Source organism: Hasllibacter sp. MH4015 (assembly GCF_020177575.1).
GTDB lineage: Bacteria > Pseudomonadota > Alphaproteobacteria > Rhodobacterales > Rhodobacteraceae > Gymnodinialimonas.
The window spans coordinates 164,418-177,038 of the sequence record NZ_JAHTBK010000001.1 but is presented as its reverse complement, the minus strand read 5'-3'; the positions used below and the strand labels follow the sequence as shown (position 1 = coordinate 177,038).

Genomic DNA, 12,621 nt, shown 5'->3' with positions numbered 1-12,621 from the left:
GATCGTGCGCGGCGCAAGTTTGCGCCCATGTCCGACGCGCTCCTCTCCGCCATCTCCGCCCGCCGGGATGAGCTGATCCAGCTCACCCGCGACCTGATCGCGATCCCCACCCTGAACCCGCCGGGGCGCAATTACCGGCAAATCTGCGTCTACCTGGCCGAGCGGCTGGCGAAACGCGATTTCAAGGTGGAACTGATCCGGGCCGAGGGCGCGATCGCCGACAGCACCAAGTATCCCCGCTGGAACCTCGTGGCGCGGCGCGCCGGCGCATCGCCGGGCGATTGCGTCCACTTCAACTCCCACCACGACATCGTCGCCGTGGGCGAGGGCTGGACCAGGGACCCGTTCGGTGGGGAGGTGGAGGACGGCCGCATCTACGGGCGCGGGGCGTGCGACATGAAGGGGGGCCTCGCATCCTCCATCATCGCGGCGGAGGCGTTCGTGGACACCCATCCCGAATTCAGGGGTGCGGTCGAAATCTCCGCCACGGCAGACGAGGAATCGGGTGGCTTCGGCGGCGTCGCCTACCTGGCCGAGCAGGGCTATTTCGACCCGGCCCGCGTGCAACACGTCATCATTCCCGAACCGCTCAACAAGGATCGCATCTGCCTGGGCCACCGTGGCGTCTGGTGGGCGGAGATCGAGACCAAGGGCCGCATCGCCCACGGCTCCATGCCGTTTCTCGGCGATTGCGCCGTCCGCCACATGGGCGCGGTGCTGGAGGAGATGGAGGCGACGCTGTTCCCGCTTCTCGCCACCAAGCTAACGGATATGCCCGTGGTCCCCGAAGGCGCGAAGCAATCGACGCTCAACATCAATTCTATCCATGGCGGCGAACCGGTGCAGGAGGAGGGTTATACCGGCCTGCCTGCGGCCTGCGTGCCCGACCGCTGCACCATCACCATCGACCGCCGCTTCCTGATCGAGGAGGATCTGGACGAGGTGAAGGCCGAAGTGACGAACCTGCTGGAAAAGATCCGCGCCGAGCGGCCCGATTTCCGTTACGAGATCCGCGACCTGTGGGACGTGAAGCCCACCATGACCGATCCGGACGCGCCGGTGGTTAAGACGGTGCAGGGCGCGATTGCCAAGGTGCTGAACACGCAAGCGGAATTCGTCGTGTCACCGGGGACCTACGACCAGAAGCATATCGACCGGATCGGGCGGTTGAAGAATTGCATCGCCTACGGACCCGGCATCCTCGACCTGGCGCACCAGCCTGACGAATGGGTCGGTATCCAGGACATGGAAGATGCGGCCAAGGTCATGGCGCTGACCCTGGCGGAGCTGCTCCTTTAGCGGGGCGCGTCAGACGGTTTCGACGAAACCCAGATGCTGCAACGCTTGCGCCGCCATTTCGCTGGCTGTCTGGTCACCGGCGATCAGTTCGTCGTTCAACCGCCGCACCACGTCGCTGAGCGTTCTTGCTGTCGCGTGTTCCTGGATGAACGTGGCGATCTTGTCCGCGTCCAGTGACAATACCTCTGCCGAGATAGCTGTATCCGTCATGACACCCCCGTCTGCCGAAAACCCTGATCGTCGTGCCATCCCTCTTACAGCGATTCGTTAACCTCGCTTTGACCTTAATCAAGCAGACAGGGCGAAAACCTGTGGATGAAATCCGCCCAGAAGGGCGCGAGAGGATGTTGGCGATGGTCAAAGGCCCGGTATTCGATCACCTGTTTCTGGGCGTCGGCGCGATGAAGGCGGGCACGACCTGGATCTACGACGCGCTGCACCGCCACCCCGACATCCACTTCTGTCGGGAGAAGGAGATTCACTATTTCTTCGCGCGCCACCTGAACCCCGACATCCTGTCCGACAAGGCCCGGATGCGGCGCGCCAAGGCTTATCTTGCCTTCGATCCGGAGGTGTCCGCCCCCAAGGTGCTGCAAAAGCGCGTGCGCTGGACGGCGAATTGGCTCGACGGGCCGGTGGACGATGATTGGTTCAACAACCTTTTCCTGCATCGCGGCGATGCGCGCTGGGTGGCGGAGTTTTCCAATCTGACCGCCTTGCTGCCGGAACAGGCCTGGGCCGACCTTCACGCCCGCACGGGAAAATTGCGCGTCATCTACACCCTGCGCGAACCGCTGGACCGGCTTTGGTCCCATGTGCGGTTCCACCTCAAGATGCAAAAGGCGAGCGCGAAGCTGGAGGAATGGTCCCTCGATGAGTTGGAGGATCACATACGCCACGGCGGCGATTACCTCGATCATTCCAACTATGTCGCGGCCATCGCCCGGATGCAGGCCGCCCTTCCGCGCGACTGCCTGCGGGTGGATTTCTTTGATCGCATCCCCGCCGATCCCACCGGGTTCATCGCCGATATCGTGCGCTTTCTGGACCTTCCGCCCGACGATCTGCCCGGGGACGTGATCGGGCGCGTCGTCAATCCTTCCCCGCCCCGCGCCATGCCGGACGGGCTGGCCGAACGGTTCGCGGACGACGTCGCGGCCCAGGTTGAAGGCTTGAAGGATCTGGGCCTGACGCCGCCACGGTCCTGGGGCTAGGTCAGTTTTCTCTGGGATTCCGCGCCGATCCTGCGGCACAATGCGGAAAACAACAATTTCAGGGAGAGATCACCATGAACCGCACCCTCCGCCTGTCTGCGGCTGCTTTGGCTTTGTGCGCCGCACCCGCGATGGCCCAGCAGACCACCATCACCATCGGGATGCAGCTTGAACCGCCGATGCTTGACCCCACGGGCGGGGCGGCGGCGGCCATCGACGAAGTGGTCTATTCCAACGTCTTCGAAGGGCTGACACGCTTTGCCGCCGACGGCTCGGTCATCCCCGGCCTCGCGGAATCGTGGGACATTTCGGAGGATGGGACAGTCTACACCTTCAACCTGCGCTCCGGCGTGACCTTCCACGACGGCGAAGCGATGACGGCAGAAGATGTCGTCTTTTCCTTCGACCGGGCGCGCGCGGACGATACGACAAACGCCCAGACCGCCCTGTTCGAGAATATCGTGAGCGTGGAAGCCGTGGACGACACCACCGTCACCATCACGCTCGACGGGCCGGACGGCGCTTTCCTCTTCGACATGGCCTGGGGGGACGCGGTGATCGTCGACCCCGCTTCGGCGGAGACCAACGCCACCAACCCGATCGGCACCGGCGCCTTCCGGTTCGAGAACTGGGCACAGGGTGACAGCGTATCGCTTGTGCGCAACGACGATTACTGGGGCGACGCCCCCGCCCTGACGGAGGTGACGTTCCGCTTCATCTCGGACCCCAACGCCGCCTTCGCCGCGCTGATGGCGGGGGATGTGGACGCTTTCCCGGTCTTCCCCGCGCCCGAAACCCTGTCGCAATTCGACGGTGATCCCCGCTTCAACGTCATCGTCGGCTCCACCGAGGGGGAGACGATCCTTGCCATGAACAATGGGGCCGAACCGCTCGACAATCCGCTGGTGCGGCAGGCGATCAGCCACGCGATCAACCGGCAGGACATCATCGACGGCGCGATGTTCGGCTATGGCACGCCCATCGGCACCCATTTCGCGCCCCATAATCCCGACTACGTGGATCTGACGGGCAATTCCGAGTTCAACCCCGACCGCGCCCGCGAATTGCTGGCCGAAGCGGGCGTTGAAAACCTTACGCTGCGCATGATGTTGCCGCCGCCGTCCTATGCCCGTCGTGGGGGAGAGATCATCGCCAGCCAGCTCCGTGATGTGGGGATCGAGACGGAGATCACCAACCTGGAATGGGCGCAATGGCTTGAGCAGGTGTTCCGCGGCTATGATTTCGACCTGACCATCGTCAGCCACACCGAACCCGCCGACATCAACATCTACGCGCGCCCGGAATACTACTTCCAGTATGACAATCCGGATTTCCAGGCCCTGATGGAGGAGCTGTCCGTAACCGCCGACCCGGCGGAGCGGACGCGCATCAACCAGGCCGCGCAGGAGATGATCGCGGGCGATTACGTCAATGCCTACCTGTTCCAGCTGGCCAAAACGGGCGTGGCAAATGCCAACATCACCGGCCTGTGGGAAAACTCCCCCACCCAGGCCAACGACCTCACCGGCGTCAGCTGGACCCAGTGACAGGACCAACCCCTCGCCCTCGGGCGGGGGGCTTTTTCCCAGTGAGGTCGTGCCCCATGCGTTTCCTGACCGCGGCTCTCTGCTGCGCCGCTTTGCCTGCCTTGGCCGATCCCCTGCCCCAGGGCGAATTCATGTTGGGCACGTATATCTGGCCCGATAATGTCTTTGCCCGCTATGTCACGCTCCATGTGGAGGGCGCGGCGCTGGCCGTGGAAATCTCCGGCGGGGTAGCGCTGAATATCGACGAATGTGACACGACGGGGGCCTGCATCTATGCCGCCAACGTGGCGACGGCCACGGCGATCCTCGAAAACGATATCCTCCGGCTGAGCGATGTCGTGATCGACACCGACACGCCGTTGGAGGCCGCGAATTCCCGCCCGGTCCGTGAGGTCTATACCGATCCGGTCCTGAACGGGCTGACCGGGGCCCGCCTGACGTCGACCGATACCGGCTTCACCCTCAGCGGCACGGCCGGCGACTGGCACTTCTTTGAAACCGACGCCGCCACAAGGGACGTGATCCGAACCTATCCCCTGGCGTTCAACGTCTCCATCACGCGCATGGCCGGGTGCGAAATCCGCGTCCTTGCACCGCTTTTCGCCGATCCCGACCCGTCGGAGGCGGAGGCGCGGTTTCGGCTGGCTTTACGTGGATTTGCCCTTGGGCAGGCCTTTCACACGGAGCTTGCCGCCCTTGCCCCCATGTTTGGTGAGCCAAATCCCGACGAGACGCCACGGATCGATGTTCTGCGCATCGCGACGCTCCTGCCAAGCCTGCTTGCCTCCATGCCTGAGGACAGGGGCGATCCGGCGGAGGCGGCTTGGGAGCTCTTCGGTGATGGCGAATTTGCCGATGACCGGGCTGGGTTCGATGCGATTCTGGCCGAATATGGCGACACATTGGAGCCGCTCATCGAATTGTTGCAGCACGTGCGGGCCAATGACGTCCGGCCATCCGCCGGGGCGGCCTGCACCGATCCCAGCTTTGGCTTTCTCGACGCGCCATGACGTGACGCAGACCGCCTGCCCGTGTCATGGTCCCGTCATGTCCGCCCGCTAGACCCGGGACCAGACGAACATGACCACCGGGGGACCCATGACACGCCTGCTTGCCACCACCGCCCTTTGCGCCTTCGCCGCGCTGCCCGCCATGGGCGAAACCTTCATCGTGACCAACGGGGCCGATGCCGGTGAGGGCAGCCTGCGCGCGGCGCTTGCCTCGGCCGCGTCGGTAGGCGACGGCGAAGATGTCATCTTCATAGAAACAATCGACGACATCACCCTGACCTCCACGCTCAGCTATAGCGGCGTGGACCGCCTGACACTCCACGGTCAGGGGCAGGCCATCCGCGCGGGCGGCGATTTCACCTTGCTGGAGACGACGGCGACCGGCGGGCTGAGCATCCACAATCTGCAATTCCACGGGCCCGGCGATTTCTCCATCGACCAACAGGGCAGCGGCAAGGGCCTTTTCATGGCCGTGCCGGACGGGGCGACCGGCACCGTCACCCTGCGCCTGACCGGGGTTCTCGTGACCGGGACCGCGGGCCACGGCATCCACATCTCCGATTGCTCGCTCGGCGATGAATGCGGCAGCGGGGGCGGCGGCGACGGGGGCGGATCCGATGCCTCCATCGCCGTTGAATTGCTCGACGTGCGGATCGTGGACAGTGCCTATGGTCGGTTCGATGCCGACGGCCTGCGCGTCGATGAACGCGGCCCCGGCGACATCGTCTTCGACGCGATCGGCCTGTATGTGGACGGGGTCGGCGCCGACGGCGTGGAACTGGACGAGGGGCAGGACGGCAACGTCATCGCGTCGGTCACGCAAGGCACCTTCACCGCCAATGGCGGTTATTGCGCGCCCGACCTCTTGGACGTCTTCCTGCCGGAGCCGGACGAGCGCGAATTCGCACAAGGCGTGCAGGCCGAAGGCGACATTCCAGGGCCTGTCACAGGCTCCCCCGACGATCGCTGTTTCGAACGCGAGGTGGCGCTTCACGATGATGGCAGCGTGGCGGAATACGCCTTCGGCATCGACGTGGATGACGGCTTTGACATTGATGAGGCCGGGCCGGGCAACCTGATCGTGGACATCAACGGCGGCACGATGAACGGCAACCTCGATGAAGGATACGATTTCGACGAGGAAGGCCCCGGCGACGCTACGGCCACCTTCATCGTCGCCTTTGCCGCCGACAATGCCGATGACGGGATCAAGATCTCCGAATCCGGGCCGGGCGACGTCACGGGACTTGTCTTCGGGTCCGAGATGATCGGCAATGGCGGCGTCGGCATGGTGTTCGAAGAGGAGGATGGCGGCGATCTGCAACTGACCGTCGTTGGCGGGGCCACGGTGGGTAACGATGATGGCGATCTGGGGATCGAAGCCGTGCAAGAGGATGAGGGCACCGGCGCGGTCTATATCATCGACGCGGAAGTCGCTGACGGGGTTGAGACGGACGGGGCCGACCTGGACGCGGACTAGGCCCGCCCGCCACGCGGGTCACGCGATGGCGCGCGCCGCCTCGCACTCCCTGTCCGCGACATAGGCCCCGAAATCCGGGACGGCGGTGCTGGCCTCGAACGGGCGGACGACGGGCAGGCAGGTTTCCATCAACCCCTGCCCCCGGTCGCGCGATTGCGGGAAAAGGCGCACGATTTCGCGGTGCGATTGTTCTCCGATGGCCGTCATCATCGTGTCGCCCAGGAACAACGTCTCGGACCACAGGCCGGATGCACTGACCAGGTCGTGGTCGTCCAGCAAAATGTGCACGTATTCGACCGCGTCCGTGTCGGCGATCACCTCCACCCCGTCAATGGCGCGCAGGCACAGGGCGGGGACCAGCACGTCGTCGGCCCCCAGAAGGACGGCACTTGCCCCGGCGCTGACAGCGATCCGGTGCTGCGGCGACACGGAAACGGCCCGCGAGGGAACGCCGGGCGCCAGCGCGTCGGGCGCGAAGCGGATCGGACGCAGATGCGGATTGCGGGCGAGGTCGTCGGCGTCCAGCCGGTTGCGCCCGATCCATTTGATCGGCTTGGCGCGCCCGCCATCGACGCGCACCAGGTCCCCCACCTGCAAATCCCCCACCCGGCGCGGGCCACCCGGCGTGTCGATCAGCGTATCGGCACAGAAACAGACGTAATCGGGCAGGGTCGAATAGGTGCTTGGCGGGGCGGTGACGATGGAATTGTTGGTGCCGGTGATCGTGTCACCCACATCGAACGTGCCTTGCGTGGCGATGATGTATTGCGGGTTGGAATATTGCAGCAACGTGAAGCTGACGGGGGAGCCGGCAAGGTTGCCGGAATAGGTCTCGAACACCTGGAAATTGCTGGATGTGCCCAGGAACCCCGGCACGCCGCTGACATCAAGTTGCAGGCCGCCGCCCGCATCGGGGTCTTGCAGAAACGGGTCGTCATCAATCACGTCAACAATGTATTCGTTGAGCACCGTCACGTTGGACGAGCTCAGCGGATCGACGTTGATCTCGTAGATGACAAGTGTCGGCATGATGCCCTCTGCGCACTTTCCCTTGGCACTCGGCGCATGGACATCACGCGCCGAAACATTGCGTAAATTTGTCCAAGGATCGGAAACAAACCTGCCGGAAATGCGGCGAACCCAAGGAAATTTGGAAACAATGCGCCGCGCCGGCAATCGGCCTGCGCCCTCTGGCCGATCCGCGTCAGGCGCAATAACGTCCCTTCCATGATCCGCTACCTGCTTATCCGCGCGCTTTCGCTAACCCTGTCCCTCGTGGTGGCCAGTGTCGTGATCTTCGCGCTGATCGAGGTGATCCCGGGCGACCCGGCGGCCTTCATGCTGGGGCTGAATGCCACGGACGAGGCCATTGCCAACCTGCGCGCGGAACTGGGCCTGGGCGGGTCGATGGTGGAACGCTATGTGAGCTGGGTTTCGGGCATGGTGATGGGGGATTTCGGCACCTCCTACACCTACCGCGTCCCGGTGGCGGAGCTTGTGCTGGACCGTATCTGGGTGTCCCTGCCGCTGGCCATATTCGCCCTGATCCTGTCGACGCTGATCGCCATCCCCGTGGGCCTGATCGCGGCATCCAACCGGGGGCGCTTCGGCGATTTCGCGATCATGGGCGGCACGCAACTGGGCATCGCGGTGCCGAATTTCTGGTTCGCCATGCTGCTGGTGCTGCTCTTCGCGGTGACGTTGCAATGGTTCTCCGCGGGCGGTTTCCCCGGCTGGGATGAACCTCTGGCCGCCCTGAAAGCGCTGACACTGCCCGCCATCGCGCTCGCCCTGCCGCAGGCCTCGATCCTCGCGCGCGTCATGCGCTCCGCCCTGATCGAGACGATGGACCAGGATTACATCCGCACCGCGCGCGCCAAGGGGCTCAGCCCCGGTCAGGCCACGCGCCGCCACGCCCTGAAAAACGCGCTGATCCCGGTGCTGACGATCATCGGCCTGCAATTCAGCTTCCTCCTGGCGGGCGCGATCATCATCGAAAACGTATTCTTCCTGCCCGGCCTGGGGCGGCTGATCTTCCAGGGCATCACCCAGCGTGACCTGGTCGTGGTGGAAAGCGTGACCATGTTGCTGGTCTTCGCGGTCATCGTGGTGACGTTCCTCGTGGATATCGCCTACGCGCTGGTGGACCCGAGGTTGCGGCGCAAATGAACCGTCTGCCCCCCACCTTGGTCGTCGGCGCGATCATCACGGCCTTCTTCGTGGGCATCGCGCTTCTGTCACTCGTCTGGACGCCCCACGACATCACCGATCTGCGGATCTCGGAGCGGTTGCAGCCCCGCTCCGCCACCTATTGGCTGGGAACGGACCAATTCGGGCGCGACATGGTGTCGATGCTGATGGAGGGCAGCCGCACCTCCATCGCCGTGGCGCTGATCGCCGTGGGCCTCGGCATTGTCGTGGGCGTCCCTCTGGGGCTGGCGGCGGCCGCCACGCGCGGGTCGCTGCTTGATGAGATCATCATGCGCGGCAACGATCTGATCTTTGCCTTCCCGTCGCTGGTCATCGCGATCCTGATCACCGCCACCTACGGGCCATCGGCCACCAACGCGATCATCGCCATCGGGATCTTCAACATTCCCGTCTTCGCCCGCGTGGCCCGTGGCGGCGCGCTGCCGATCTGGACGCTCGATTACATTCTCGCCGCGCGCACCGCGGGCAAATCCCGCGCCCGGATCAGCGCCGAACACGTGCTGCCCAACATCGCGAACCTTCTGATCGTGCAGGCGACGATTCAGTTCTCCCTCGGCATCCTGGCCGAAGCCGCGCTCAGCTATGTAAACCTGGGGGCGCAGCCGCCCACCTCCTCCATCGGCAAGATGCTGGCGGAGTCCCAGACCATGATCTATTCCCACCCGTCACTCGCCGTCCTGCCGGGGCTTGCCATCGTGGTGATGGTGCTGGGTCTAAATCTGATGGGTGATGGTTTGCGCGATGCGCTCGACCCTCGGCTGCGGCGGGTGCGGGGCGTATGATCGACATATCCAACATGTCCCTCAAGGTCGGCGCGGTGGACATCTTGCGCGATGTGTCCCTGCGCATCGCGGAGGGGGAGATTTTCGGGCTCGTCGGCGAAAGCGGGTCGGGCAAGTCCATGACCGCCCTGTCGCTGATGGGCCTCCAGCCGCGCAGTTTCACGGTCACGGGGCAAGCGCGACTGGACGGCGCCGACCTGCTGACCAAGTCCGAGGCGCAGATGCAGCACCTGCGCGGCAACGACATCGCGATGATCTTTCAGGAGCCGATGACGGCGCTGAATCCCGTGCAGACCATCGGCGACCAGGTGGCGGAGACGTTGCTGATCCATCGCGCGGCGGGACGGCACGAAGCGCGGGAAATCGCCCGCGACCGCCTGGACCGCGTGGGCCTGCCGATGATCGGGCTCGACCGCTATCCCCACGAATTGTCCGGCGGGCAACGGCAACGGGTCTGCATCGCGGCCGCCATCGCGCTGCATCCCCGCCTTCTGATCGCCGATGAACCGACAACCGCGCTTGACGTGACAACGCAGGCGCAGATCCTCGACCTGCTCAAGGGCCTTGTCGCGGAGGAGGAGATGTCGCTTCTGCTCATCACCCACGACCTCGCCGTCGTGTCGGACATGGCCGACCGCATCGCCGTTATGCAGGCGGGGCAAATCGTGGAACAGGGCGCGACGGCGCAGGTTCTGCGCGATCAGGCCCACCCCTATACCCGCGCGCTGTTTGAGGCGTCCTCCCACCAACCGGCCCGCGCGGCGGAACCGAGGGAGGATGCGATCCTCCGCCTCTCGGATGTCCACCGCCACTACCCCGGCCCGCGACAGGGCTTCACCCGCGGCGATCCGGTGCGCGCCGTCGATGGGGTCAGCTTCGATCTGGTGCGCGGCGAAAGCCTGGGCCTGGTGGGCGAAAGCGGTTGCGGGAAATCCACCCTGACCCGCGCGATCCTCGGGCTCGACCCGATCACATCCGGGCAGATCACGCTCAACGGCCATGCCGTGCACCCTGCCATGCCCCGCGCGCGCCGCGCCGATGTGCAGGTGGTGTTCCAGGACCCCTATGGCAGCTTCAATCCCCGCTGGCGCGTCGACCGCATCGTGACGGAGCCGTTCTACCTGCTCGACACGCCGCCCGCGCGCGGCCCTGCCGTGGCCGACGCGCTCCGCGCCGTGCGCCTCTCCCCCGACGATGCGCAGAAATATCCCCACGAATTTTCCGGCGGGCAGCGGCAGCGCATCGCCATCGCGCGCGCGCTGATCACCCGGCCCAAACTGCTGGTCCTCGACGAGGCCGTCAGCGCGCTCGACGTATCGGTGCGGGCGCAGATCCTTGATCTTCTGGCGGAATTGCAGGCGGAATTCGGCCTCAGCTACCTGTTCATTTCCCACGATCTGACCGTGGTGCGCGCCATCACCGACCGGGTGCTGGTCATGCAAAAGGGGCAGATCGTGGAACAGGGCGCGACGGAAGACATCTTCACCGCCCCGCGCCACCCCTACACGCAGCAACTTCTGGCCGCAGCCCCCATGCTGCCCAACGATTTAGGAGAGCGCCATGACACCGTGGTTTGACCCCAAGCTCATCTTTGTTGGCGGCCAGTGGCGACCCTGCGCCTCGGGCGAGACCTTGCCCGTGACCGACCCGTCCACCGGCGCGGAAATCGCGCGAATCGCGAAGGGCGGCGCGGCGGATATCGACGCGGCGGTATGCGCGGCGGAGGAGGCGCTGGCAGGCGAATGGGGCGCGTTGAGCGCGGCGGAACGCGGGCGCATCCTCTTCCGGCTGGGGCATCTGGTGCTGGAGCACGGCGATGCGCTGGCAGAGATGGAGACCACGGATGTCGGAAAACCCCTGAAACAGGCGAAGAACGACGTGGTCGCGCTGGCGCGGTATTGTGAGTTTTACGGCGGCGCGGCAGACAAGCTGATGGGGCAGACGATCCCGTTCAGTGAGGGGTTCACCGTCTACACCCTGCGCGAACCCCACGGCGTCACCGGCCACATCATCCCGTGGAATTACCCGATGCAGATCATCGGGCGCTCCATCGGGGCGGCCTTGGCGACGGGCAATGCCTGCGTCCTGAAACCGGCGGAGGAGGCGTGCCTGACCGCCCTCGCCTTCGCCGATCTGGCGGCACAGGCGGGCCTGCCCGCAGGCGCGCTGAACGTGGTGCCGGGGCTGGGGGCAGTGGCGGGCGCGGCGCTGACCTCGGATGCCCGCGTGCGGCACCTGTCCTTCACCGGATCGGTCGCCACGGGGCGACGCGTGCAGATCGCGGCGGCGGAGCATATCGTGCCCGTCACGCTGGAACTGGGCGGCAAGAGCCCGCAAGTGGTCTTCGCCGATGCCGACCTGGACAAGGCGCTGCCGTTCCTCGTGAACGCGGGCATCCAGAATGCGGGCCAGACCTGCTCCGCCGGGTCGCGCATCCTTGTGCAGCGGGAGATTCACGATGATCTGGCCGCCCGAATGGCCGACGCGATCGGCAAGCTGCGCGTGGCACCCGCGATGGAGGATGCCGATGTCGGGCCGCTCGTCTCCGCCCGCCAGAAGGGGATCGTGGACGGGTTTCTGGCGCAGGCCGGCGCGGATCAGGTGCTGGCGCAGGCCCCCTTGCCCGACGACCTGCCGGAGGGGGGCAATTACGTGGCCCCAACGCTGATCGGCAACATCGCGCCCGATCATCCCCTGGCGCAGGAGGAGATCTTCGGCCCCGTGCAGGTCCTGATCCCTTTCGAGGATGAGGAGGACGCGGTGCGCATTTCCAACGGCACGAAATACGGGCTTGTGGCATCCGTCTGGAGCGCCGATGGCGGGCGGCAGATGCGGCTGGCCAAACGGCTCCAGGCCGGGCAGGTCTTCGTGAACAATTACGGCGCGGCAGGTGGCGTGGAATTGCCCTTCGGCGGTGTCGGGCAGTCCGGGCATGGCCGCGAGAAGGGGTTCGAGGCGCTTTACGCCTTCACCACGCTCAAAACCGTGGCGGCCCATCACGGGTAGAGCCTTTCCTTCAGGGGGCTCTGCCCCCGTCCTTGCGGACTCCCCCGGAGGTATTTTCGAAGCAAAGAGGGG

At 65.3% G+C, this 12,621-nt stretch carries 11 protein-coding genes; 9 read left to right on the top strand and 2 right to left on the bottom strand.

Features of this window, described 5'->3' with window-relative positions; translation table 11 throughout:
- The first annotated feature begins 27 nt into the window (after window positions 1-27).
- Window positions 28-1,299 (top strand): acetylornithine deacetylase/succinyl-diaminopimelate desuccinylase family protein, encoded by a 1,272-nt coding sequence (locus KUW62_RS01035; RefSeq protein WP_224813660.1) that lies wholly within the window; start codon window positions 28-30, stop codon window positions 1,297-1,299.
- A gap of 9 nt (window positions 1,300-1,308) precedes the next feature.
- On the opposite strand, the gene KUW62_RS01030 is transcribed toward KUW62_RS01035, so the two are convergent.
- Window positions 1,309-1,509 (bottom strand): hypothetical protein, encoded by a 201-nt coding sequence (locus KUW62_RS01030; protein ID WP_224813659.1) that lies wholly within the window; start codon window positions 1,507-1,509, stop codon window positions 1,309-1,311.
- A 134-nt stretch (window positions 1,510-1,643) separates the two neighbouring features.
- On the opposite strand from KUW62_RS01030, the gene KUW62_RS01025 reads away from it, so the two are divergent.
- The 4 genes from KUW62_RS01025 to KUW62_RS01010 all read left to right on the top strand — a co-directional run bounded on the left by KUW62_RS01025 (window position 1,644) and on the right by KUW62_RS01010 (window position 6,550).
- Entirely contained in the window at window positions 1,644-2,513 is an 870-nt protein-coding gene (locus tag KUW62_RS01025; protein ID WP_224813658.1) for a sulfotransferase, read from the top strand.
- 74 nt (window positions 2,514-2,587) lie between these two features.
- The gene (locus tag KUW62_RS01020) at window positions 2,588-4,060 is read left to right on the top strand and encodes an ABC transporter substrate-binding protein (RefSeq protein WP_224813657.1); all 1,473 of its coding nucleotides are present in this window, start codon (window positions 2,588-2,590) and stop codon (window positions 4,058-4,060) included.
- Between the two features lie 56 nt (window positions 4,061-4,116).
- Window positions 4,117-5,070 carry a hypothetical protein gene (locus KUW62_RS01015; RefSeq protein ID WP_224813656.1) on the top strand — a complete coding sequence of 318 codons (954 nt, stop codon included), beginning with the start codon at window positions 4,117-4,119 and terminating at the stop codon, window positions 5,068-5,070.
- An 88-nt stretch (window positions 5,071-5,158) separates the two neighbouring features.
- Window positions 5,159-6,550, top strand: coding sequence for a hypothetical protein (locus tag KUW62_RS01010; RefSeq protein WP_224813655.1), 1,392 nt, complete (start codon window positions 5,159-5,161; stop codon window positions 6,548-6,550).
- An 18-nt stretch (window positions 6,551-6,568) separates the two neighbouring features.
- Here KUW62_RS01010 and KUW62_RS01005 read toward each other — a convergent pair whose 3' ends face one another.
- Complete coding sequence (locus tag KUW62_RS01005; RefSeq protein ID WP_224813654.1) at window positions 6,569-7,579, bottom strand: Hint domain-containing protein; 1,011 nt, start codon at window positions 7,577-7,579, stop codon at window positions 6,569-6,571.
- Window positions 7,580-7,777: 198 nt separating this feature from the next.
- Between KUW62_RS01005 and KUW62_RS01000 the strand changes: the two genes are divergently transcribed.
- The 4 genes from KUW62_RS01000 to KUW62_RS00985 are packed head-to-tail and all read left to right on the top strand — an operon-like array spanning window position 7,778 to window position 12,549.
- The gene (locus KUW62_RS01000; RefSeq protein WP_224813653.1) at window positions 7,778-8,719 is read left to right on the top strand and encodes an ABC transporter permease; all 942 of its coding nucleotides are present in this window, start codon (window positions 7,778-7,780) and stop codon (window positions 8,717-8,719) included.
- On the top strand, window positions 8,716-9,543 hold the full coding sequence (locus tag KUW62_RS00995; RefSeq protein WP_370632821.1) for an ABC transporter permease: 828 nt from the start codon (window positions 8,716-8,718) through the stop codon (window positions 9,541-9,543). The genes KUW62_RS01000 and KUW62_RS00995 overlap by 4 nt, the downstream gene beginning before the upstream one ends.
- Complete coding sequence (locus KUW62_RS00990; protein ID WP_224813652.1) at window positions 9,540-11,120, top strand: ABC transporter ATP-binding protein; 1,581 nt, start codon at window positions 9,540-9,542, stop codon at window positions 11,118-11,120. The genes KUW62_RS00995 and KUW62_RS00990 overlap by 4 nt, the downstream gene beginning before the upstream one ends.
- Complete coding sequence (locus tag KUW62_RS00985) at window positions 11,104-12,549, top strand: aldehyde dehydrogenase family protein (protein ID WP_224813651.1); 1,446 nt, start codon at window positions 11,104-11,106, stop codon at window positions 12,547-12,549. The genes KUW62_RS00990 and KUW62_RS00985 overlap by 17 nt, the downstream gene beginning before the upstream one ends.
- The last annotated feature ends 72 nt before the right edge of the window (window positions 12,550-12,621 follow it).

Bases quoted from the DNA above. Each gene is read 5' to 3' on its own strand.
- KUW62_RS01035 (WP_224813660.1), top strand. From the start codon at position 28: ATGTCCGACGCGCTCCTCTCCGCCATCTCCGCCCGCCGGGATGAGCTG.
- KUW62_RS01030 (WP_224813659.1), bottom strand. From the start codon at position 1,509: ATGACGGATACAGCTATCTCGGCAGAGGTATTGTCACTGGACGCGGAC.
- KUW62_RS01025 (WP_224813658.1), top strand. From the start codon at position 1,644: ATGTTGGCGATGGTCAAAGGCCCGGTATTCGATCACCTGTTTCTGGGC.
- KUW62_RS01020 (WP_224813657.1), top strand. From the start codon at position 2,588: ATGAACCGCACCCTCCGCCTGTCTGCGGCTGCTTTGGCTTTGTGCGCC.
- KUW62_RS01015 (WP_224813656.1), top strand. From the start codon at position 4,117: ATGCGTTTCCTGACCGCGGCTCTCTGCTGCGCCGCTTTGCCTGCCTTG.
- KUW62_RS01010 (WP_224813655.1), top strand. From the start codon at position 5,159: ATGACACGCCTGCTTGCCACCACCGCCCTTTGCGCCTTCGCCGCGCTG.
- KUW62_RS01005 (WP_224813654.1), bottom strand. From the start codon at position 7,579: ATGCCGACACTTGTCATCTACGAGATCAACGTCGATCCGCTGAGCTCG.
- KUW62_RS01000 (WP_224813653.1), top strand. From the start codon at position 7,778: ATGATCCGCTACCTGCTTATCCGCGCGCTTTCGCTAACCCTGTCCCTC.
- KUW62_RS00995 (WP_370632821.1), top strand. From the start codon at position 8,716: ATGAACCGTCTGCCCCCCACCTTGGTCGTCGGCGCGATCATCACGGCC.
- KUW62_RS00990 (WP_224813652.1), top strand. From the start codon at position 9,540: ATGATCGACATATCCAACATGTCCCTCAAGGTCGGCGCGGTGGACATC.
- KUW62_RS00985 (WP_224813651.1), top strand. From the start codon at position 11,104: ATGACACCGTGGTTTGACCCCAAGCTCATCTTTGTTGGCGGCCAGTGG.